At 66.3% G+C, this 21,020-nt stretch carries 19 protein-coding genes; 8 read left to right on the top strand and 11 right to left on the bottom strand.

Annotation, left to right across the window (positions count from 1 at the left end; all coding sequences use genetic code 11):
* Positions 1-40 precede the first annotated feature (40 nt).
* From AC3A6I_RS03520 to AC3A6I_RS03530, 3 genes are read left to right on the top strand one after another with little or no spacing between them, the layout of a single operon-like run.
* Entirely contained in the window at positions 41-1,114 is a 1,074-nt protein-coding gene (locus tag AC3A6I_RS03520; RefSeq protein ID WP_487541800.1) for a nitrilase-related carbon-nitrogen hydrolase, read from the top strand.
* Between the two features lie 12 nt (positions 1,115-1,126).
* A complete protein-coding gene (locus AC3A6I_RS03525; RefSeq protein WP_487541801.1) occupies positions 1,127-2,458 on the top strand; it encodes a Rieske 2Fe-2S domain-containing protein in 1,332 nt (443 codons plus the stop codon).
* Between the two features lie 16 nt (positions 2,459-2,474).
* Positions 2,475-3,500 carry a PDR/VanB family oxidoreductase gene (locus AC3A6I_RS03530; protein ID WP_487541802.1) on the top strand — a complete coding sequence of 342 codons (1,026 nt, stop codon included), beginning with the start codon at positions 2,475-2,477 and terminating at the stop codon, positions 3,498-3,500.
* Positions 3,501-4,620: 1,120 nt separating this feature from the next.
* On the opposite strand, the gene AC3A6I_RS03535 is transcribed toward AC3A6I_RS03530, so the two are convergent.
* From AC3A6I_RS03535 to AC3A6I_RS03570, 8 genes are all read right to left on the bottom strand, one after another.
* Positions 4,621-5,058, bottom strand: a complete 438-nt coding sequence (locus AC3A6I_RS03535; protein ID WP_487541803.1) for a RidA family protein — start codon at positions 5,056-5,058, stop codon at positions 4,621-4,623.
* Positions 5,058-5,999 (bottom strand): dihydrodipicolinate synthase family protein, encoded by a 942-nt coding sequence (locus AC3A6I_RS03540; protein ID WP_487541804.1) that lies wholly within the window; start codon positions 5,997-5,999, stop codon positions 5,058-5,060. The genes AC3A6I_RS03535 and AC3A6I_RS03540 overlap by 1 nt, the downstream gene beginning before the upstream one ends.
* A gap of 71 nt (positions 6,000-6,070) precedes the next feature.
* Complete coding sequence (locus AC3A6I_RS03545) at positions 6,071-6,892, bottom strand: ABC transporter permease (RefSeq protein WP_487541805.1); 822 nt, start codon at positions 6,890-6,892, stop codon at positions 6,071-6,073.
* Position 6,893: 1 nt separating this feature from the next.
* Positions 6,894-7,646, bottom strand: coding sequence for an ABC transporter ATP-binding protein (locus AC3A6I_RS03550; protein ID WP_487541806.1), 753 nt, complete (start codon positions 7,644-7,646; stop codon positions 6,894-6,896).
* Positions 7,647-7,750: 104 nt separating this feature from the next.
* On the bottom strand, positions 7,751-8,539 hold the full coding sequence (locus AC3A6I_RS03555; RefSeq protein ID WP_487541807.1) for an SDR family oxidoreductase: 789 nt from the start codon (positions 8,537-8,539) through the stop codon (positions 7,751-7,753).
* Positions 8,540-8,604: 65 nt separating this feature from the next.
* The gene (locus AC3A6I_RS03560; RefSeq protein WP_487541808.1) at positions 8,605-9,606 is read right to left on the bottom strand and encodes an ABC transporter substrate-binding protein; all 1,002 of its coding nucleotides are present in this window, start codon (positions 9,604-9,606) and stop codon (positions 8,605-8,607) included.
* A gap of 226 nt (positions 9,607-9,832) precedes the next feature.
* On the bottom strand, positions 9,833-11,407 hold the full coding sequence (locus AC3A6I_RS03565; RefSeq protein ID WP_487541809.1) for an amidohydrolase family protein: 1,575 nt from the start codon (positions 11,405-11,407) through the stop codon (positions 9,833-9,835).
* 5 nt (positions 11,408-11,412) lie between these two features.
* Positions 11,413-12,438 (bottom strand): nitrilase-related carbon-nitrogen hydrolase, encoded by a 1,026-nt coding sequence (locus AC3A6I_RS03570; RefSeq protein WP_487541810.1) that lies wholly within the window; start codon positions 12,436-12,438, stop codon positions 11,413-11,415.
* A gap of 155 nt (positions 12,439-12,593) precedes the next feature.
* Here AC3A6I_RS03570 and AC3A6I_RS03575 point away from each other — a divergent pair, with 155 nt between their 5' ends.
* Genes AC3A6I_RS03575 through AC3A6I_RS03585 form a run of 3 tightly spaced genes read left to right on the top strand, consistent with a single transcriptional unit; the run spans position 12,594 to position 14,520 of the window.
* Entirely contained in the window at positions 12,594-13,283 is a 690-nt protein-coding gene (locus AC3A6I_RS03575) for a GntR family transcriptional regulator (RefSeq protein WP_487541811.1), read from the top strand.
* Positions 13,283-13,960: an SDR family oxidoreductase gene (locus tag AC3A6I_RS03580; RefSeq protein WP_487541812.1), complete on the top strand. Its 678-nt coding sequence runs from the start codon at positions 13,283-13,285 to the stop codon at positions 13,958-13,960. The genes AC3A6I_RS03575 and AC3A6I_RS03580 overlap by 1 nt, the downstream gene beginning before the upstream one ends.
* Positions 13,954-14,520 (top strand): Rossmann-fold NAD(P)-binding domain-containing protein, encoded by a 567-nt coding sequence (locus AC3A6I_RS03585; protein ID WP_487541813.1) that lies wholly within the window; start codon positions 13,954-13,956, stop codon positions 14,518-14,520. The genes AC3A6I_RS03580 and AC3A6I_RS03585 overlap by 7 nt, the downstream gene beginning before the upstream one ends.
* A 41-nt stretch (positions 14,521-14,561) precedes the next feature.
* Here AC3A6I_RS03585 and AC3A6I_RS03590 read toward each other — a convergent pair whose 3' ends face one another.
* A complete protein-coding gene (locus tag AC3A6I_RS03590) occupies positions 14,562-16,214 on the bottom strand; it encodes a hypothetical protein (RefSeq protein WP_487541814.1) in 1,653 nt (550 codons plus the stop codon).
* Between the two features lie 138 nt (positions 16,215-16,352).
* Between AC3A6I_RS03590 and AC3A6I_RS03595 the strand changes: the two genes are divergently transcribed.
* Positions 16,353-17,609 (top strand): D-amino acid dehydrogenase, encoded by a 1,257-nt coding sequence (locus AC3A6I_RS03595; RefSeq protein WP_487541815.1) that lies wholly within the window; start codon positions 16,353-16,355, stop codon positions 17,607-17,609.
* Here AC3A6I_RS03595 and AC3A6I_RS03600 read toward each other — a convergent pair.
* Positions 17,597-19,372, bottom strand: a complete 1,776-nt coding sequence (locus AC3A6I_RS03600; RefSeq protein WP_487541816.1) for a glycosyltransferase family 2 protein — start codon at positions 19,370-19,372, stop codon at positions 17,597-17,599. The genes AC3A6I_RS03595 and AC3A6I_RS03600 overlap by 13 nt on opposite strands.
* 217 nt (positions 19,373-19,589) lie before the next feature.
* Between AC3A6I_RS03600 and AC3A6I_RS03605 the strand changes: the two genes are divergently transcribed.
* A complete protein-coding gene (locus tag AC3A6I_RS03605) occupies positions 19,590-20,408 on the top strand; it encodes a transporter substrate-binding domain-containing protein (protein WP_487541817.1) in 819 nt (272 codons plus the stop codon).
* Positions 20,409-20,482: 74 nt separating this feature from the next.
* Here AC3A6I_RS03605 and AC3A6I_RS03610 read toward each other — a convergent pair whose 3' ends face one another.
* Positions 20,483-20,887, bottom strand: coding sequence for a tellurite resistance TerB family protein (locus AC3A6I_RS03610; protein WP_487541818.1), 405 nt, complete (start codon positions 20,885-20,887; stop codon positions 20,483-20,485).
* Between the last annotated feature and the right edge of the window lie 133 nt (positions 20,888-21,020).

The raw sequence follows: 21,020 nt of genomic DNA on the forward strand, positions 1-21,020 counted from the left end.
GTGGTATACCACTGGCGTGCAATCGATGGAGCAGCGAGCGATGGCGATAAGACCCTGGCGGGCAACCAGTATCCAGATGCGGAGCGAGAGGGCCTCCCAGGCGCCCGATGATGCCGCCGCAAAAGCGGTGATACAGCGCAACACCGACCGCCTTGTCAGCATGATAGAGCAGGCTTGCGATAGCGGGGATAAGCCCGATCTTGTCGTCTTCCCCGAATTCGCCATGCAGGGGCCACCGCTGCATATGGGCGTGCACGACTGGATCGCACGGGCCTGCTCGCCTATTCCCGGTCCGCTCACTGCGCTGCTGCAGGAGCTGGCACGGAAGCGCGGGATTTTCATCTGCGGCAACATGTTCGAGGCGCCGACCGAATGGCCTGGCCGCTATTTCAACTCGTCCTTCATCATCGACCGGACGGGTGAGGTGATCCTCAACTATCGCCGGCTCAACACCGCGGCCTTCCCGTCGGTGCATGACTTCATGAGCGCCTATCTGGCCGTGACGCCGAAGGACAAGGTGTTCCCGGTCGTCGATACCGAGCTGGGCCGGCTGTGCGTCATTCCGTGCGGCGAGATCACCATTCCGGAAGTGGCCCGGGTGATGATGATGCAGGGCGCCGAGGTGATCCTGCACCCGACCAACTCGAAATTCTCCGAGCGCCAGGAAGCGGCCAAGCTATGCCGCGCCACCGAGAACATGACCTACCTGATCTCGGGCAACGTCGCGCAGTATATCGGCTTCTCGCCTGACAACACGATCCTGGGCGGGCGCTCGCACATTCTCGATCACCATGGCAACACGCTGGCGTTCCAGGAGAATGCCGATGAGAGCATCGGCGTTTCGGCGATGATCGACATCGAGCAGCTGCGCCGTGACCGCCGGACCGATACCGGGCTCGACAACACGCTGCTACGGGCTCGCTACGAGATGTACGTGCCGTTCTACGACGCGGCCAAGTTCTACCCGCCCAATTATTTCCTCGATGCCCCGATGGCCGAGGTCGCCGAGACCCGGGCGGCCATTGCCATCTCGCGCCAGAACATGGAGCGCGCCGGCATCCTCGAACCCCTTCCGGCCGGCGCTCCCGAGCCCGTCGCCGCTTCCGCTCACTAGGAGTTTCCCTCAATGATCACCGCAGAAGAAAACATCGAGCTCAGCCGCGTCGGCAAAGGCACGCTGATGGGCGACTTCTTCCGTCAGTTCTGGCTGCCGGTCTGCCTCAGCTCCGAGCTCAAGGCCGATGGCGACCCGGTGCGCCTGATGATCCTGGGCGAAAAGCTCGTGGCGTTCCGCGATACCGAAGGCCGGGTCGGCGTGTTCGACCATCGCTGCCCGCATCGTTGCGCTTCGCTGTTCTTCGGTCGGAACGAGCTGGGCGGCATCCGCTGCGCCTATCACGGCTGGAAGTTCGACGTCACCGGCAAGTGCCTGGACCAGCCCAACCTCGAGGACAAGTCGAAATACCCGGCCGGCACCCCGGCGATCGCCTATCGCGTCAAGGAGTCGGGCGGCATGGTCTTCGCCTATATGGGCGAGCGCCAGGACAACCCGCCCGAGCTGCCCGAGATCGAGGCGATCATGGGCGAGCCGGATGACCGCAACATCGCGCTCACGCACCGTGACTGCAACTACATGCAGGCGCTGGAAGGCGACATCGATACCTCGCACCTGGGCTTCCTGCACGTGGGTGGCGTCGACGGCGAAAAGCTGGATCTCTCCAATCCGGAAGTGTTCACGGTCATCGAGAAGGCGCCCAAGATCAACGTCTCGGTGATGCCCTTCGGCACGATGTATTCGGCCCAGCGCAATGCCTACGAGGGCACCGAGCATCATCGCTTCGCCAGCTACATTTTCCCGTTCTGGGTCACCTACCCGTCGGGCGAGATGGACGACAACGTCACCGTCAACGCCTGGGTGCCGATCGACGACACGTCGACCATGATCTTCAACATCGACCTGCGTCGCGCAGCGGGCGGCGGCAAGAAGAAGCTGATGTACAAGGACGGCACCGAGGTGAAGGGTCTCGCCCGTCCGCTCGAATACCTGCCGACCACCACCGACTGGAAGGGCCGCTGGCGTCCGGTCAAGGACCGCACCAACGACTACGGCATCGACCGCGAGTGGCAGCGCAGCGGCGAGAGCTATACCGGCGTCGTCGGCATTCCGCTGCAGGACCAGATGATCCAGGAGTCGATGGGCTACGTCGTCGATCGCGAGATGGAGCATCTGGCCGCCTCGGACCGCATGGTCATCCTCACCCGGCGCGTGATGCTCGATGCGGCCAAGGCCTATCGCGACAGCGGTACTTTGCCGGCCATCGTCGACCAGCCCGAACTCGCCAAGGACGCACGCGGTGGCGACATCGTCGTGCCCTACGGTACCGACTGGCTCGAGGGCTATGAAGAGAAGATGGCCGAGATCAAGGGCTATCGTCCGAAACTGTCCGCGGCAGAATAAGAGCGAGGACGTGACCATGGCATCCGACGCGGGCGCGGCGCCGGATAGCCTCGACTGGGTCGGGGACGGGCATGGCCCGACCCTGACCGAGCAGAAGCAGCTGATGCTGCGGGTCGATGCCGTGAAGATGGTCGCCGCAACCATCCGTCAGGTCGAGCTGGTCTCGGCCGACGGCTCGCCGCTGCCCCCGTTCACCGCCGGGTCGCACATCAACCTCAAGTTGCCCGGCGACCTCAGCCGCTCCTACTCGCTGACCAACGGTCCCGAGACGCGCGATCGCTACGTCATCGGCGTCAACCGCGATGCGGCGAGCCGCGGCGGTTCGGTCTATGTGGTGGATCAGCTGCAGGTCGGCGACGTGCTGCCCGTCGATCCGCCGCACAACACCTTCCACCTGGTGGAGGACGCCGAGCAGAGCGCGTTCTTTGCCGGCGGCATCGGCATCACGCCGATCCTCGCCATGATCCGGCAGCTGGAGGCGTTGGGCAAGCCGTGGACGCTCTACTACGCGGCGCGCGATCGGGCGACGGCGGCCTTCCTGCCCGAACTCGAGGCGCTGGAAGCCAGCCAACCGGGCCGCGTGCACCTGCATTTCGATGCCGAGGCCGGGCGGGTGTTCCCGCTGCTCAAGATCGCTGCGACCATCCCGAAGGTCGCGCATGTCTACTGCTGTGGGCCGGGCAGGATGATCGAGGTGTTCCGCGCCTCGGCTGGGTGGCGGCCCGAGGACAACGTCCATATCGAGCATTTCGTGGGCACCAAGTCGAAGCCGACCATGGCCTTCGATGTCGAACTGAAGCGCCAGGGCAAGACGTTCCACGTGCCGATCGGCGAAACCATTCTCGACGTGCTGCTCAAGAACGATGTGTACGTCTCGCATTCATGCCGGGAAGGCGTCTGCGGCTCGTGCGAGACCCGCGTGCTCGAGGGTGTCCCCGAGCACATGGACAATGTGCTGTCGTCGCGGGAGCGGGCCTCCAACGAGTTGATCATGGTGTGCTGCTCGGGCTGCTCGAGCGGCAAGCTGGTGCTGGATATCTGAGCGGGCGGTGGTTGCCGCGACGGTAGTTTCGGTGCGTCGCTGAAGCAGACGACCCCCTCCCATCCTCCCCCATGAAAGGGGGAGGTGCAGAGTCGGGGCTTTGGCCTCATCGTGCACGTGAACCGGCCGGCTCCCCTCCCCCTTGCGGGGAGGGGTGGGGGGTGGGGGTCCATCGGTGATCACCGCACCACCCCCTCCCTCGATCCCTCCCCGCAAGGGGGAGGGAGGCGGAGTGGCATGGTCCGTGGTCCACTGCCGGACATGCCGATTCATCCGACAGCCCTTGGGCTTCGGAGGATGTCAAAGAACCAAGCGACGTGCCGGCGAGGCCTTTGCCCCTCGCGGTAGTCCGCAGCAATATGTGAGGCTCACGCCTCGCCGGCCGATCGGGGTTTTGGGCTTATGGCACGTGGGCCCGGGCGCATCCCGTGCCGCATCGCGAACTGCCCGAAGCTGAGCTGGCTGCCGGATTCCGCGCTCGCCAACCTTCACCCCCCCGCCCGATGCCGGGCCGTTGCAGCCTGGGACCGGGCGTGCATCCGCCAAGTCCCCCGCGTTGTGTAGCGGCGTCCCCGGCGAACCGGATCGTGCCGACGTGCTTTAGGCCTGGACCGGCACGACTGCCGACCCACCCAATCTCCACCACACCAACCACTCGTCATGATCTCGCTTCGGTGCAGCGGACGGGGGGAGACTCGCATGGGTTTGGGGGTGGGAGGATAAGATTGTTGGCTGGTGCGTGTGGACACCCCCACCCACCCGCTACGCGGGTCCCCCCTCCCCACAAGGGGGAGGGAAAACCGACTGAGAGTTCGGCGGGAACCCCAGTACAGGCTTCGGGGCTTCGGTTCTTGCGCGGTGTCCCTCCCCTTGATGGGGAGGGTAGTGGAGCTTGGCCGCCTGCGGCCTAGCGGAACTGGGTGGGGTGGTCACACGCTCAGAGGCCGGTGCGTGGATCCACCCCCTCCGAGCTGCGCTAGTTCGCTTTGCTCACAAGCTGCGCTTGCCTCCCCCATCTAGGGGGAGGTGGGGCTGGTGGATGAGGCTGGATGGTGCCAGACGCTCGATGCGGCACCTCCCCCTTGATGGGGGAGGATGGGAGGGGGTGGGACGGCAGGCGCTACACCCGCACCTGGCACACGCAGTCTACTGCCACCGGTGAGCCGTTGGGCAGCGAACTCACCCCATACGCCATGCGGGCGTGCTGGCCGCGTTCGCCGAGCACTTCCGCAAGCAGCAGCGAGCAGCCGTCCAGCACCTTTGGATGCTGGGTGAAGTCGGGCGGGCAGGCGATCATGCCGGTGATGCGGACGATCTGCCGGACGCGGTCGAGATCGCCGAGCGTTTCCTGCAGCACCGACAGGATGGTCTGGCCGATATTGCGCGCGGCCGCCTGTGCCGCCTCGAGGTCGAGGTCGCGACCGACCATGCCGATGAGCGGCGTGCCGTCGGTGTGGCGCGGGCCGAAGCCCGAGAGGAACGCCATGTCGCCCACGACGATCACCGGCCGGTAGGCACCGGCCGGTCTGGGGGGCGGAGGGAGGCCCTCGAGCCGCATCAGGAGGCGGCCACGGCAGGCATGGGCTCGCCGGCGAGGCGGCGCTGCTGGCGCTCGATCAGCCGGTCGAGCTCGCGGTGGTCCTCGGCGGTCAGCCGCGGGCCGGGATGGCGCACATGGGCCGAGGCGATGGCGCCGCGCCGGCGCAGCGTTTCCTTGCGCAGCGCGATGCCGATGCCCGGCTGCGCCTCGTGGCGCAACAGCGGCAGGTACATGTCGAAGATGTCCTCCGCGCGATCGGCGTTGCCCTTGGCATACTGAGCGCAAACCTCGACCAACATCTCCGGATAGGCAAAGCCCGTCATGGCGCCATTGGCGCCGCGCGCCAGCTCCTGCGGCAGGTAGAGGCCGCCATTGCCGACGAGGATCGAGACCTGGCGGCCGGGCAGGGCGCGCAGGCGGGACAGCTTGCTGTGCCCCGGCCAATCCTCATGCTTGAGCATCTTGACGCTCGGATAGCGCTCGAAGATGCGCTTCAGCGTATCGACCGAGATGTTGACGTTGGTGATGAACGGATAGTCCTGCAGCACCACCGGCGTGTCGCCGAGCCGATCGAGCACCGCCGAGAAATAGCCGAAGATCTGCTCTTCGGTCCGAAGCGTATTGACCGGGGCGACCATGACGCCCGCGGCGCCCGCGTCCATGGCTTCCCTGGAGAAGCTGACCAGCGGATCCGTGCCGGGGTTGGAGACGCCGACGACGATCGGGATGCGCCCGTCGATGCGGCTGAGATAGCGGTTCATCACCGCGCGGCTCTCTTCCATGCTGAGCTTATGGGACTCGCCCATCATGCCCAGGATGGTGATGCCGGTGACGCCCTTTTCGAGATAGAATTCCACGACGCTGTCGATGCTGGCTTCGTCGATCGCGCCTGCATCGGTGAACGGGGTCACGGCAATGACGTAGACGCCCGAAGCGGTTTCATCCAACCGGTGGGACATAGTCTTCTCCTCACAAGATAAAGGAGCGGGCCGCCGGTCTCATAGCCGGTTCGGCCCGCCATGCGTTGTCGTTATTCGTTGGCGACGACGGGCGTGACCTTCCACGGCACCACGAAGCGTTCGATGGTCTCGATCACGGCGAAGAACACCATGCCGATCGCCGAGATGCAGATGATGGCGGCGAACTGCCGGGTGATGTTGAAGGTCGAGCCGGCCACCGTGATGACATAGCCCAGGCCCTGGTCGGCGCCGATGAACTCGGCCACGACCGCGCCGATCACCGACAGCACCGTCGCGAGCTTCAGGCCGGCGAAGATGTAGGGCAGGGCCTGCGGCAGGCGGAACTTCCAGAAGGTCTGCCAGCCGGACGCGCCCATGGACTGGGCGAGATACAGCATCTCGGCCGACGAGGCCTTGAGGCCGACCACCGAGTTGATGACGATCGGGAAGAAGCTCAGCAGCACCACGATGACGATCTTGGGCGTGAGACCGTAGCCGAACCAGGCCATCAGCAGCGGCGCGATGGCCACCTTGGGAATGGTCTGGGACGCCACGATGATCGGGTAGATGGCGCGCTCGGCGACGCGGTTATAGGTGATCAGCACGGCGAGCGGCACGCCGACGAGGATCGAGAAGCAGAAGCCGATCAGCACTTCGCTGAGCGTCACGCCGCCATTGACCATCAGGCGCGGCCAATAGGCGATCATCTCCTCGACGATGGCCGATGGCGAGGGCAGGATATAGATCGGCACGTTCGAGACGCGCACGGCCACTTCCCACACGACGAGCAGTATGACCAGCGTCCACAGGGCTGGCGAGATCTTCGTGGCCCAGCTGAAGATGGAGCGCGGGCGAGCCGGCGCGCCGTTGTCGGTTTCGGTTATCGCAGCCATCTCACACCTCTTCGCGGAAGACGCCGAGACCCTTGAAGATCTCGGTCAGTTCGCGGGTATACGCGTTGAACTTGGGCTCCTCGCGCATGGCGAGGCGGCGCGGTCGCGGCAGGTCGATGTCGATGATGCGCTCGACGCGGCCGGGGCGGGGTGACATCACCACCACGCGGTCGGAGAGGAAGATCGCCTCGGTGATCGAGTGCGTGATGAACAGCACGGTCATCTCGTTGTCGCGGCACAACCGCATCAGGTCGAGCTGCAGCTGGTCGCGGGTCATGGCGTCGAGCGCGCCGAACGGCTCGTCCATCAGCAGCAGCGGCGGCTTGTGCAGGAGGGCGCGGCAGATCGAGACGCGCTGGCGCATGCCGCCGGACAGCTCCTTGGGGAAGGCGCCCTCGAAGTCCCCGAGCGAAACCATCTTCAGCAGTTCGCGGGCGCGGGCCCTGGCCGGCTCGATCGGGAGCTTGCGGATCTCGGCCTGCATCATGATGTTCTGCAGCGCCGTGCGCCACTCGAGCAGCACGTCCTGCTGGAAGACGATGCCGCCCTCCGGGTTCGGTGCCTGGATCACCTTGTCGCCGACCTCGATGCGCCCCTTGCTGTAGGGCGTGAGGCCCGCCAGCAGCATCATCAGCGTGCTCTTGCCGCAGCCCGACGGACCCAGCACCGAGACGAACTCGCCGCGCTGGACGTTCAGATCGATGTCGTCCAGTGCATGGACATCACCCTTGCGCGTCTTGAACGTCTTCGACACGCGGGAAATCCGAACATGGGGTTTTACCGCTGTGGCGGTCTCCGCGTTCAAGCTCATGTCATTCATTCTCTCTCTCTCTTCCCCTCTAGAAACTTGCGGTCGGGCTAGACGGAACGGATGGCGCCGCCATCGACCCGGATGATCGAACCGGTGACGTAGCTGGCGCCGGCGCTGGCGAGGAATGCCGCGACCGCGCCGAACTCTTCGACCGTGCCGTAGCGGCCGGCCGGGATGGTCGCGAAGGATTCGCGCGCCACGTCGTCCTCGGACTTGCCGGTGCGGGCGGCCGCCGCGGCATCGATGCTCTGGGTGCGCGCGGTTGCGATGCGGCCCGGGGCCAGCACGTTGACGGTCACGCCGTCCTTGGCCACTTCGCCGGCCAGGGTCTTCATGAAGCCGACCACGGCCGAGCGCAGGCTGTTCGAAATGGGCAGGTGCGGAATGGGCTGCACGACGCCCGACGAGGCGATGGTCAGGACACGGCCCCAGCCGCGCTTGCGCATGTCGGGCACGAGGTCCAGCGTCAGCGCCAGCAGCGGGGTCACCATCCTGTCGAACTGCTTTTCGACTTCCTCGATGGACACCGCGCTAGGCTGGCCGGTCGGCGGGCCGCCGGAATTGTTGACGAGGATGTCGATGCTGCCGAGCGCGGCACGGGCGCCCGCGGCAATGGTTGCGGCGGCATCAGGCGCCGACAGGTCGGCGGGAACCGGGAAGCAGCGTGCCGCCTCGTCGGCCGGCAGTTCGCTGCGCACCTGTTCGAGCGTGTCGGCGGAGCGGGCCGAAATGGCGACGCTCGCGCCCTCGGCGAGCAATGCCCGCGCTACGGCGAGGCCCAGCCCCTGACTGGCGCCCAGTACGAGCGCTCCCTTGCCGCGTAGTCCAAAATCCATCCTGTCGTCCCCTCAGTCGAAAGATAAGCCGGGCGCCACCGTGACGGCGGCGCCCGCGAAGCTGGTTACTCGGCGCTGGGCTGGTAGGCGTCGGTGTAGATCATCTCGGGCGTCACCCAGCCGGTCGGGATGTCGGCGTAGGTTTCGAGCAGCGAGATGGTCTGCTGGACGTCTTCCGGGGCCACCCAGCCGAGCGGCTTGCCTTCGGTGAGCTTGGTGTGGCGGTACTTCTCCATCACCTCGATCTCGAGGCCGATCGCGTCGCGGTCGGCATCCGGGCGGTTCTCCATGAACAGGTCGAGCGCCTCGGCCGGGTTGGCGACCACATCGGCATGGCCCTTGGTGATGGCGCGCAGGTAGCCGCGGACGGCATCCTCGTTGGCGGCCAGCCAGTCCTTGCGCACGATGACGCTCGAGCCGAGCAGGTTGACGCCGTAGTCGGCGAACAGCATCGGCGGCTCGATCTCGTTGAACACCGCGATCTTGTCGCCGTCGGGGTTGGCCCAGACGTTGACGAAGTCGGCATCGCCCTTGAGCAGGGCCTGGTTATAGTTGTCGGTGACGATCAGCTGGATCTTGTCTAGGTCGACGCCGTTCACGGCGGCGAAGGCACCGATCATGCCGTCCGAGAAGTTGCCGGCCTCGGTGGCGAACTTGCGGCCCTCGAGATCCTTGGGCGTCTTGATGCCGGAGCCCTTGAGCGAGACGATCGACGAGGGATCGGTCTGCACGAGACCGAAGACGGCGGTGATGTTGTCGAACCGCGCCTGAGCCGACGCCTGCGCCAGGGCGCCGATGCCGGCATTGCCCATCTGCACGGTGCCGTTGCCGACGGCCTGGATGGTGTCGGTCGACCCGGTGCCATCGACAATGGTCACGTCGAGGCCCTCTTCCTCGAAATAGCCCTTGCTCTTGGCGACGAAGAACGGCGCATCGATGCCGCCGGCGATGAACGCCAGGCGAACGGTAATCTTCTGCAGTTCCTGCGCGTAGGCGGCCGAGCTCATCAGCGCGGTCAGCAGAGCGGCGCTTGCGAGCGACAACGCACCTTTGTGGAAGTGTTTCATTTCGATCCCCTGTAGCCAAATTCCATCTGGCATTCAGACGGTATGCCACGGGAATATCTGGAGTCAACGCCCTTTTGGCACTAATGTGTGCACCATTGGGATATGCTGATAATTTGTGCATATGGCGCGTTTGACATCAACGTGCGCAAACCTGTTGGCACGTATGCAAATGCGCTATCGCTTTGATCTGAAAGGCTTAAACTAGATAACGATAGTCAGGTATTTGTCAGCGACCGTTCAGCCTGTACCAAGGCTCTCCGGCCGGCAATGGCCAGTCACGGTAGAATTCCTTGAGGTGCGGCAGCAATTTCCGGGAGAGTGCGGCGCGCCCGGCCTCTGCGTCACCTGGCGGCCGCTGCAGGTCGGCTGACAATGCCGTGAGTGCGGCGTCGCGGTCGATGAACGTGAAGGCGCCATCGCGGTAGACGACGCGACCCTCGATCATGGTGGCGCGCACATGCTGCGTCTTGGCGCGATAGATCAGCGCCGCCACCGGATCGGTGTCCGGTGACAGATGCGGCCAGGCAATTGCCTCGAAATCGAGCACGACCATGTCTGCGCGCTTGCCGACGGCAATCCGGCCGATCTCGTCGCCGAAGCCGGTGGCCTTGGCGCCATGCTCGGTCGCCATACGGAAAATCTGCGCCGGCGTGAGCGGCGATTTGAACAGGCCCGGCTCGGCATGCAGGTGCTTTACGAGTCGCATCTCCTGCAGCATGTCGCGATCGTCGTTCAGCCCCGCCTCATCAATGCCCAGCGCGACCGGGATGTTGCGCGCCACGAACTCGGTCACCGGTGCGATGCCGCTGCGCAGCCTGAGGTTCGAGCTGGCATTGTGGCAGATGCAGACGCCGTGCTCGTGGATGAGGTCGAGATCGTGCTCGTCCACCCAGGTCCCGTGCCCCAGCGTCAGATGCGGGCCGAGAAAGCCGATGTCGGCGAGATGGGCGACGGAACTCTTGCCGAAGCGGCGGTTCGAGAATTCCTTCTGGTAGACCGTCTCCGACAGGTGGAGATGGATGCCCATATCGTACTTTTGTGCCCACTCGCTGGTCAGCGTCAGCAGCCTGTCGGAGGCGCGCTCGAGATTGATCGGCGCCAGCCACAGCCGCACGAGCGGATCGCCACGTGCGCCGTGGCGCTCGATCATGGGCTGCAGGTACTCGGTCTCGAAATCCTCGAGCCGGAAATGCGAGCGCTTGAGGAAGGCGGTGGTCTCGTCCTGCATCTCGGCGGGCAGGGTGGCGACGAAGATGTCGTCGTTCTCATAGACCAGCCGGTGCTGGTCGCGATTGCACATGGCGAAGCTGACGCGCATGCCGAGGTCGCGATAGGCGTCGATCACGGCATTCGCCGCATCGCGCCAGCCAGCGACCGGGGCCGGCATCATCCGGCCCAGGTGCTGGACGGCCGTGACGCCGGAGGCGACGAGCTCGAAGGCGGAGTAGAGCGTATCGAGATAGGCGTCGGGGCTCTTGTGGCGCAGCTGGTGCGTGAGCCACAGCTCCAGCGGCAGGTCGGGGCTGCCGAGCTGCACCGGGGTGACCCCGACATGGTGGTGGGTATTGACGAAGCCGGGCGTCACCAGCATGCCCGGCCCGCCGATCACCTCCACGCCCGGATGCCGCGCCGAGATCTCGGCGAAAGGGCCGATCTCGGTGATGCGGCCATCGACCTGGAGGATCGCGCCGTCCTCGATCGTTTCGACGCTGTTGTCGTCGATCGCCCCGAGCAGCACATAGCGCCCATGGACGATGCTGGTTCCTGCCTTGTTGCCGCTTGCTCCCCCTCCCTTGAGCATGGCGGCTACCGGATCACGCCGGCGCGGGTCAGGTTGCCCACGGCCTGCTGTTGGAGGGGCGTCAACTCGGCGTAGGTCTCGAACGCCCCACCTGCAAGCCCGTTTGGTGGGTAGAACTCGGCGCTGGCAAAGTAGTCGCGGTACATTTCCCAGCGCGAGCGCAGCAGCATGTTGCCCATGCCGGTGTCACGCCGGGCCTGGCGCAGCGCCTCGACGTCGATCATCGCGCTGGTCGTGACATTCTCCGACGCGCCGCTATCGGCGGCGGCGTCGTTGCCGAGATAGTCGACGATCCTCGAATGGCCGCCCTGTTCGCTGCCATCGGCCGAAAAACCGATGCCGCCGGCGACATTGGCGCTGATCAGGTAGCACATGTTTTCGGCGGCGCGGCAGGTCTTGGCCGCCTCGCTGGGCGCGGTGACGGGGCCATTGTGCGGATGCAGAAACACCTCGGCGCCGCGCATCATCAGCACGCGCGACAGTTCCGGCACCACGATTTCTCCGCACGGAAAGATCGCGAGCCTGCCAAGTTCGGTGTCCACCACCGGGAAGATGCCATCCTCGCCGTAGGCGTCGCGGTACGCATCGAGGATGTCGTGCGGGCTCGTCCACGACGCGGTGTTGATGCGCCGGTAGCGCAGGATCACTTCGCCTTTCGGGTCGAGCAGGAATGACGAGTTGAAGTAGCGGTCGGGCCAGCGCGGATCGACCTCGAAATGGTTGCCGGCAATATAGATGCCGCGCGCCTTCGCCACCTCAGCCAGCCGGTCGGTGATCGGGCCCGGAATGGTGGCGCAGGCCTTCTCGATCCACTGGCTCACCGGCGTGGCCCGCGGCGGGCCCTGGAACACGAACTCCGGCAGCACCACCAGTTTTGGTGGCGTATCGCTGGCGCAAGCCTGTTCAATCAGCGCGATGGCGTGCGCGACGTTCCGTTGGATGATCGTCCATGCCGCCGCCTTGTCAGGCGCGTCGCTTGCCACCTCGCTGCTCATCTGAATGCAGGTTGCGCGCCACGGCTCGACGGACATCTCCGGTATCCTTTCTGGTGTTCAGATGGAATACCAATGGCACACGAATGGGCGTCGTGGAAGTGTCATCTTGATAACGGGAGCAAAACGCGGTTACCGGATCCACGATTGACCTTGGTATGTAAGCGGTGTACCACGCGTCAAAGGGGGCCGTCATGACCTACTCCGATCTCGCCACCGACGCCAATCCAACCGGCGGCGAGGAAACCACCAGCCTCGCCGAGCACGCCTACAACCGCATCATGGAAATGATCCTGGGCGGTCGCATCGCGCCCGGAACCGTGCTGCAGGAACGCAAGCTCGCCGAATTGCTCTCCATGTCACGTACGCCACTGCGCGAGGCGCTGAGCCGGCTCGAGGCCGAGCAGCTGATTACGCGCACGCATGGCCGCGCTCCGGTCGTGAGCCATGTCGGCATCGAGAATTTCGTCTTCATCCTCGACATGCGGCGTATCCTCGAAGTCGAGGCCGCCGGACGCGCCACCGGGCGGATGACCGAGGATGCCGCCGAGACCGTGTTCCGGGCCATCGACGAACTGGTGCATGTCGAGCATCCGACCTCGGCTCAGCACTGGGCCGTCGACGATCTGGTCCACGGCACGATCGCCGACGCCGCGGGCAACCCGCTCGTCGCCTCCACCATTCGCGACCTGCGCCGCCGCACGCACCTGTTCAACACCGCCCGCATCCCGCAGCGGCTGATGCCGGGCGCGTCCGAGCATCACAGCATGATCGACGCAGTGATGGGCGGCGATCCCGAGCTGTCGCGGCAGATCATGGGCAAGCATCTCGATAATGTGCGCGACGCCATCATCGAGTATCTGCTGGGCTCGAAGCGCTCCTGATGGGTTCGACAATCCTCATCGCTGGCGCCAGCCGCGGCATTGGCCGCGAGTTCGTGCGCCAGTTTCTCGCCGCCGGCTGGCAGGTGCATGCCACCGCCCGCACTGCGGCCGATGTCGCCGCGCTCGGCGAGGCGGGCGCAATTGCGCACATGCTCGACATCACCAGCGATGCCTCGATTGCGGCGCTTGCCGACAGGCTCGGCGGTGTGCCGCTGGATGCGGTGATCGCCAATGCGGGTATCTCGGGCGACCTGACGCTGCCGATCGAGGCCGTCAGCGCCGAGGAGATGCTGCGGGTGTTCGACACCAATCTTTTCGGCGTGCTGCTGCTGGTGCGCGCGCTGAAGCCGAGCCTGATGGCAGGCGATCGCAAGCTCGCCATGGCGATGTCGAGCCTGATGAGCTCGATCTCGGCCAATGACTGGGGCACGCAATATTGCTATCGCGCCACCAAGACCGCGCTGAATGCCACCTGGCGTTCGCTGGCTGACGAATGGCGCCCCGACGGCATCAGCTGCGTGCTGCTGCGTCCGGGTTTCGTGAAGACCGACATGACCGAGCATCAGGGCATGGAGGTCGACCTCAGCGTCGCCGGGATGCTCGACGTGGTGAGCAAGCTGACGCTCGCCGATAGCGGCCGTGTCATCGGCTATGATGGATTGGACGTGCCATGGTGAGCGTGGTCATCGCCGGTGACGGGTCGCTCGCCGCCACGCTTGCCGGGTGGTATCGGGACGGCGGCGCCGAGGTGGCCGAACTTTCCTTCGGTCGCGATCTCGAGTCCCAGGTGGCCGCCCTTGGCGGTAGCGTCGACCTGCTCGTCATTGCCGACGGCTTTGCACCCGCGCCCGGCAGCGTCGCCGCGCTCGACCGCGCAAAGCTAGGTGCGGCCATGCAGCGCCTGACCTTCCTGCCATTCCGTGTCGCTGCCCTGCTGCGACCCCAGCTTGCCGCCGTGAAGGGCAGGGTGGTGCTGCTCGGCCGCAACGACGCGCGCATGGACATCCCCGACAACGCGGGCCGCTATCTCGAACGGCCGTTCCGTGCCGCGGCCCACACGCTGTGGCGGTGCCTGTCGGTCGAATGGCACGACGCCGGCATTTCCGCCGGACTGGTGGCACTCGACCCGCAGGCTGTCCCGTCGGTGGCGGAACTGGCCGAGGCCATCGCCGGCAGCGACGCCGCGGCGTTTCCGGTCGAACTCACCGATATCGCCGGTCACCCGCTCGGGTGGTAGACGGGAAGGCTTCCGAGGCCCTCGGAACGTTGGAAAGAGGTTCAGCCGTTGGGCGTATCGGGCGCGCGTACCGCGATCCACGCACGAGGCATGAAGCCACGATCGTCGACCGTCCAGTTGGCGTCGGGCGGTAGCTCCGGCTTGCCTTCGACGCACGACCAGATGCCATGCGGGGCGAACAGGGGCGTGATATTGGGGTTGCGCTCGCAATAGGCCCGCATCTCCTGCACCGTCGGCGTCATGTCGCAGATCGGGCCGACATAGGACGAGCAGGCCAGCACACGCCCATTGGCGCAGCGCCAGTGCACGCGGTCGGTGGCAGCGTTGCCCGGCGCGCGCAGTATCTCGGTCATGGCAGGGATAACGGACGGGCCACGATAGCGGCCATCGGGATAATCGACCGTGCCCACGGCGGCGCAATAGGCGAAGGGATCGTCATAGCTCGCCTCGGCCGCGCTGGCGGCGGTGGGCGTCGAAGGCAGCACCGTGGGAAGTGTGGCGACCGGCGACGTAGCTGATGGCGCAGGGGCGGCCGGTGTCGTGCCCTGGGGCACGGCCACGGGGGCCGGGGGAGGCGGGATATCGGCGATCTCCGCCGGCGTGGAGGCCTCAGGTTCGGGACTTGCGTCGGCAGTGGTGATCGGCTCGGGGTCCCGCGGACCGACGGCGGCGATGACCGGATCGAGATAGCCCTCGCGATAGGCAAAATAGCCGCCGCCCAGCAGCAGGCCAACCAGCAGCACGGCGCCGACACCGGCCAGCGCCGGCACGAGGATGCTGCCGCGACGCCGAAGTGGTCGGCTACGGTGGGGCGCGGGGGCTTGTCGTATCTCGGGCTCGATCCAGCGATCCGGCACTGGCTCCGGCTCAACTTCGCGGCGCGGCGGTGGAGGAGGTGGCGGGGGCGCCGGACGGGCGACGAACTCCACCCGCTCGGCGCGTTCGGGCGGATTGCGCGGCTCGAGGCGGGGCCCTTGGCGGGGCCGGCCATTGTCGAGATCGACGGCCGGATCGTCATGCTCGTCCCACTGGAACCCGACCGAGCGGCGCGCCACCCGCGGATTGGGGCGGAAAGCGTCATCCCAGCTCCGGGTTTCGCGGGGCGGTGGCATCGTTGCGGGCTCCGACTCCTCGAGCGGCGGCGGCGGAGGCGGAGCCGGCCGCTCGGCGACCGTCACATCGTCGAGCGTGAGCGGGATGGCGCGCCGTGGTGGGGGCGGGGCGCTGTCCCGCGGCATGAGCGTGGGGTCGAGGCGTAGGGCGGCCTCGCGCTCGATCTCGCCGTCGTCGAACTCCCCCTGGGCCTCGGCGCGATCCTCACGCCGCTGCTGCCGCCGGCGACGGATGGTGAGCTCGCCCGAGATCTGGGCGGAGATCGCCGCGAGGGTGGCGAGACCGGCGGCGCCGAGCACGCCCGGATGCATCAGCTCCGGCGTCGAGAACGCGATGGCGGCCCAGCCGAAGGCCGCGGCGGCGAGAAACAGGGCGGCGAAGCCGGGCAGTACCACCGCGATGAGCGCGCCCAGCACGGCGGCGACGGGCAGCGCGTACCAGACGAGCACGGCCGAGCGTGTGTCGACCAGCGCCTGCCAGTGCTCGAGATAGGGCGCCATCAGGTTGGTCTTGAACACGAAGGGGGAAGCCAGCGCGAAGACGCCCGCCATCAAACCCAGGATCAGTGCAGCAACTCGCACCGCATTTGCCTCGAAACGCTATATCGGCGCCCGCCGTGGCGCGAAGATGCCTAGGTGTCAACCGGAGTGCAAGCCTGGAGCAGCCGTTATGCAGCTGTACCCGCTTGCGTTTCCCTTGCGGCTCGGGAAGATGCGAGCATGAAGATCCTCATCCTGGGCGCCGGCGTCATCGGAACCACCTCGGCCTGGTACCTGGCCAGGGCGGGCCATGAGGTGACGGTCATCGACCGCCAGCCGGGCGCGGGGCTGGAGACAAGCTTCGCCAATGCCGGCGAGCTCAGCTACGGCTATGCCTCGCCCTGGGCCGGGCCGGGCATTCCGGTCAAGGCGATCAAGTGGCTGCTGATGACCGATGGGCCGCTGGTGCTGCGACCCAAACTCGATCCGCGCATGTGGCTCTGGGGCCTGCAACTGCTCGCCAACTGCACCGAACGCGCCTACGCGCTCAACAAGTCGCGCATGGTGCGGCTCGCCGAATATTCGCGCGACCAGATGATTGCGCTCAGGGCCGAGACCGGCCTCGCCTTCGACGGGCGCCAGCAGGGGACAGTGCAACTGTTCCGCCAGCAGAAGCAGCTCGACCATGCCGGTGACGATATCGCGGTGCTGAAGCAATATGGCGTGCCCTACGAGGTGCTCGACCCGGCCGGGTGCGTGGCGGCCGAACCCGGGCTGGCGACGGCGACGGTGCCGTTCGTCGGCGGGCTGCGGCTGCCCAATGACGACACCGGCGACTGTAAGATGTTCACCGAGGGGCTCGCGGCACTGGCAGCCGAAGCGGGCGTTGCGTTCCGATATGGCGTGAATATCAGGGGCATCGACGTCTCTGGCGGACGCATCGATTGCGTGGCGACCGACCACGGGCCGCTCACCGCCGATGCCTACGTGATGGCGCTCGGCAGTTACTCGCCACTGATGCTGCGCACCATCGGGATCGGGCTGCCGGTCTATCCGATCAAGGGCTATTCGCTGACCGTGCCGATCATCGACGAGACGGTGGCGCCGGTTTCGACCGTGATGGACGAGACCTACAAGGTGGCGACCACGCGGCTCGGCGACCGCATCCGGGTCGGCGGTACGGCCGAGATCGCCGGCTATGACACGACGCTGCACCACTCGCGGCGCGGGCCGCTCGACCGTTCGTTGCGGGAGCTGTTCCCGCAGGCGGGCGATGCGGGCAAGGCCAGCTTCTGGTGCGGGCTGCGGCCGATGACGCCTGACGGCACCCCGGTGCTGGGCCGTTCGAAATACGCGAATCTCTATCTCAACACCGGCCACGGCACGCTGGGCTGGACCATGGCGGCCGGATCGGGCCGGGTGCTGGCCGATATCGTCTCGGGCCAGGCGCCCGATATCGAGGTCGGCGACCTCGACCTCTCGCGCTACTCGGCCTGAGCCGGCAGGTTCGCGGCGTTGACGCTGCGGCGCAGGCGCGTGCGGCCATGTTCGGTCTTGGCCCAGAAATAGGGTCGCGTCAGCAGTTCGCCGAGCGCCCGGACCGACGCGACCGAGTGCAGCAGCCAATAGAACGGCAGCAGCAGCTGGGCGGCGAGCAGGTCGTAGCGCCTGAGGCGGACCAACCCGGCGACGACCAGCGCGAACGGGCCGCCATAGCCGAGTGCAAAGATGCCCCAGCTTACGGCATCCCAGATGTCGAGCGGCGTGGGCGGAAACAGTTGGCCGAAGAGAAACGAAGCGACGAACACACTGTGCAGCGGCGCCGAAGCGATCATGCTTCCGACATAGATCTGGAAGCCGATGAAGCCGCGCCAGCCGACCTCGCGCAGGAACTCACGCGGGCGGCGGTTGTGCACGATGAAGGTCTGCATCCAGCCCTTCATCCAGCGCGTGCGCTGCTTGAGCCAGGCGGGCGTCGTGACCGGAGCCTCCTCCGCGGTGCGGCTGGGGAAGGTCTCGGTCTTGAGCTGACGGCGGGCGAGGCGGACGCCGAGGTCGGCATCCTCGGTGACGTTGAACGGATCCCAGCCGCCGATCTGACGCAGCGCGCTGACGCGGAAATGGTTGGACGTGCCACCCAGCGGCATGGGCAGGTCGAGGCGAGCCAGCAGCGGCAGCATCAGGCCGAATTGCCCGGCATATTCGCCGGCGAACAGCGCCGTCAGCCATTTCTCGCCGGCGTTGTCGATGACGAGTTCGGCCTGCAGGCAATCGAGCTCGGGCCGCAGCGCGAAGGTGCTGGCGGCGAGGCGGAGCTGGCCCGGTTCGGGGATGTCCTCGGCATCGTAGACGACGAGGTGCTCCCCGGAGACGAAGGGCAGGGCGTAGTTGAGCGCCTTGGGCTTGGTGCGCGGCGGCGAGTCCGGGATCAGCACCATCTCGAAGCGCGGATCTGCGATCTCGTCCATCACGGCCGCAACGGTGGCGTGGCTGCGCGCCTCGACGAGGAAGCGGATCTCGAGCTTTTCGGGCGGATAGTCGATGGCGCGCATGGCGGCGCTGAGCTGGCGCACCATGTGCGCCTCGTCGCGCAGCGGCAGCAGCACGGTGTAGACGGGCAGGGCAGCGTCATCGAGCAGCGGCACTGGTGGCGGTGCGGGCTGGCGGTCGACCGCCGCCCAGAGCCGCATCGCGGCGGGTACGGCGAGCAGCGCGCCGACCAGCGGGACGAACGCCGCTTCGGCGACGACAGGGGCGAGCGCGGCGAGCAGCACCAGCGAGGCGATGGCGGTGACGAACCCGCCGCGCGTGGCTTTGGACAGCTCGAGCCCGCCGCTGGCCCGCGGCCATTTGCGCGCGAGGCGCTGGCGGGCTTCGTCGAGCAGCGCGGCCTGGCTCGCTTCGGCCAGCTCGGCGCGAATGGCCGGCTCGGGCACGACGCAGAAGTTGCGGCGGAAGCCGGGGTTGCGTTCGAGGTAGCGCTTGAGCGCCAGGAATTCGGTGAAGCGCGGGGCGCTGTAGATCACTTCCCGGTCGAACAGCTTTGCCCGCACGGTGCGAATTTCACCCAGCCGCTCGATATGTTGGATGATCGGGCTGCCGGGCAAAGTATTGGGAATGCGAGGGGAGAACACCATGTCGGCCCAGGCGGCGGCTCGCGCCATCACCAGCTCGATGCCGAGCCCGAAGCGATGCGCGCAGTAGTCGAGTGGCTCGACTTCGAGCGCGAGCGCGGCCTCGAGATGGAGGAGTGCCTCCATCTCGCTGCCAACGTTTTCGGAAAGTATTGCGTGAAGAAGAGCCCCCGCCTCCGACACCGCTCACCCGAAAAGAGTAAGAAATACAGTATTACTGAACGTAATTATTGATGATTGGTGTGCGACGTCAATCGAAATCGTGTTGTGGCCTGCCGGGCCGGCCCTCTCGCCATGACCGGCGAATTGCGCCATAAGCCGATGGACGCTCTATCGGATCGCCATGCGCGCCTCTGTTCTCGCCATCGTCACTGCCCTGCTGCTCGGCCTTTCGGGCCCCGCGCTGGCTCAGGCGCTGCCCTACCATGTCGATCCGGGCGCGCGCGAAGTGGTGCCCAACCTCAGCGCCGTGCCGACCATCCGCTTCCTGACCACGGCCGATTTCCCGCCCTTCAACTTCCGCGACGATACCGGCGAGCTGGTTGGCTTCAATGTCGACCTGGCGCGCGCATTGTGCGCGGACCTCAAGATCGCCTGCACCATCCAGGCGTGGCCGTGGGACCAGGCATCGCAGGCGCTCGAGGACAACCAGGGTGACGCGCTGATCGCCGGACTGGCGCTGACGCCGGAGAATGGCGCGCTGTTCGATTTCTCGCAGATCTATCTGATGCTGCCCGGCCGCTTCGTGACCTCGGTTGCTGCCGCGGTGGATTTCGATCCGGTGCAGCTGCAAGGCAAGCGCGTGGCAGTGCGGCGCGGCTCCACCCATGCCGAGTTCGTACGGCGCTACCTGCCCACGGCGCAGCTGGTCGAATATGACAGCGAACTGCAGGCGCTGGACGGGCTGCGCAAGGACGAGGCCGACGCCTATTTCGGCGACGCCATGCGCGCTTCGTTCTGGCTCAACGACAATGTCGGCTGCTGCGATTTCGCCGGCGAGCCGTATTTCCGGCCGGACCTGTTCGGCGACGGGCTGGCGGTGGCGCTACCGGCCGGGCATGACGCGGTGCGACAGGCGATCGACTATGGCCTCGCCCGGCTGAAGCGCTCGGGCGTGTATGACGAGCTGTATCTGCGGTGGTTTCCGGTGAGCTTCTATTGAAGTTCGGAAGTCGAAGTTAGGAAGTCGGAGGTCGTAGCAACCGACTTTCGACCTTCGAATTCCGACCTCCGAACTTAGGCACTCCGCATCCGCGCCCTGGCGCTCGCTTCGATCGCGCCGGTGACGAGGCTGTCGACGCTGAGGCGGTCGCGAACCATTTCGAGCAGGCGCAGTTCTTCCTGCGGCAGCTGCACGTCGACGACGGCGATTTCGACGGCGAGGGCGTAGGCGGTGTCGTGCAGGCGTTCGGGGATGGCGGCGACGGCGGCGTCGAGTACGCCCTCGAAGCCTTCGGCATTGGTCTTGTCGACCGCTTCATTGGCCACATGGCTCAGCCGATCCATGTCATAGCCCGCGAATACGGGGGCGCGCACGATCTGGTCGGCAATCGCATCCAGCTCGTGCTGCGAGATGCCCTCATCCGATGAGGCGGTGACCACCATGATGTGGATGAGTGCGTCCTGGACAGAAAGGGCCATGTGATCCTCGAAAAATTGGTCCCGCATAACTAGGAAGGGCGGCCCGGCTTGGCAAGCTCGGCCAAGCGCTGCCCAAACCGCCGCCATTGACGCCGCGCCGTCGACTGGTGCATTGGAGCGCCTTCCCTAACCT

The organism is Devosia sp. Soil_C_22 (genome assembly GCF_057657195.1).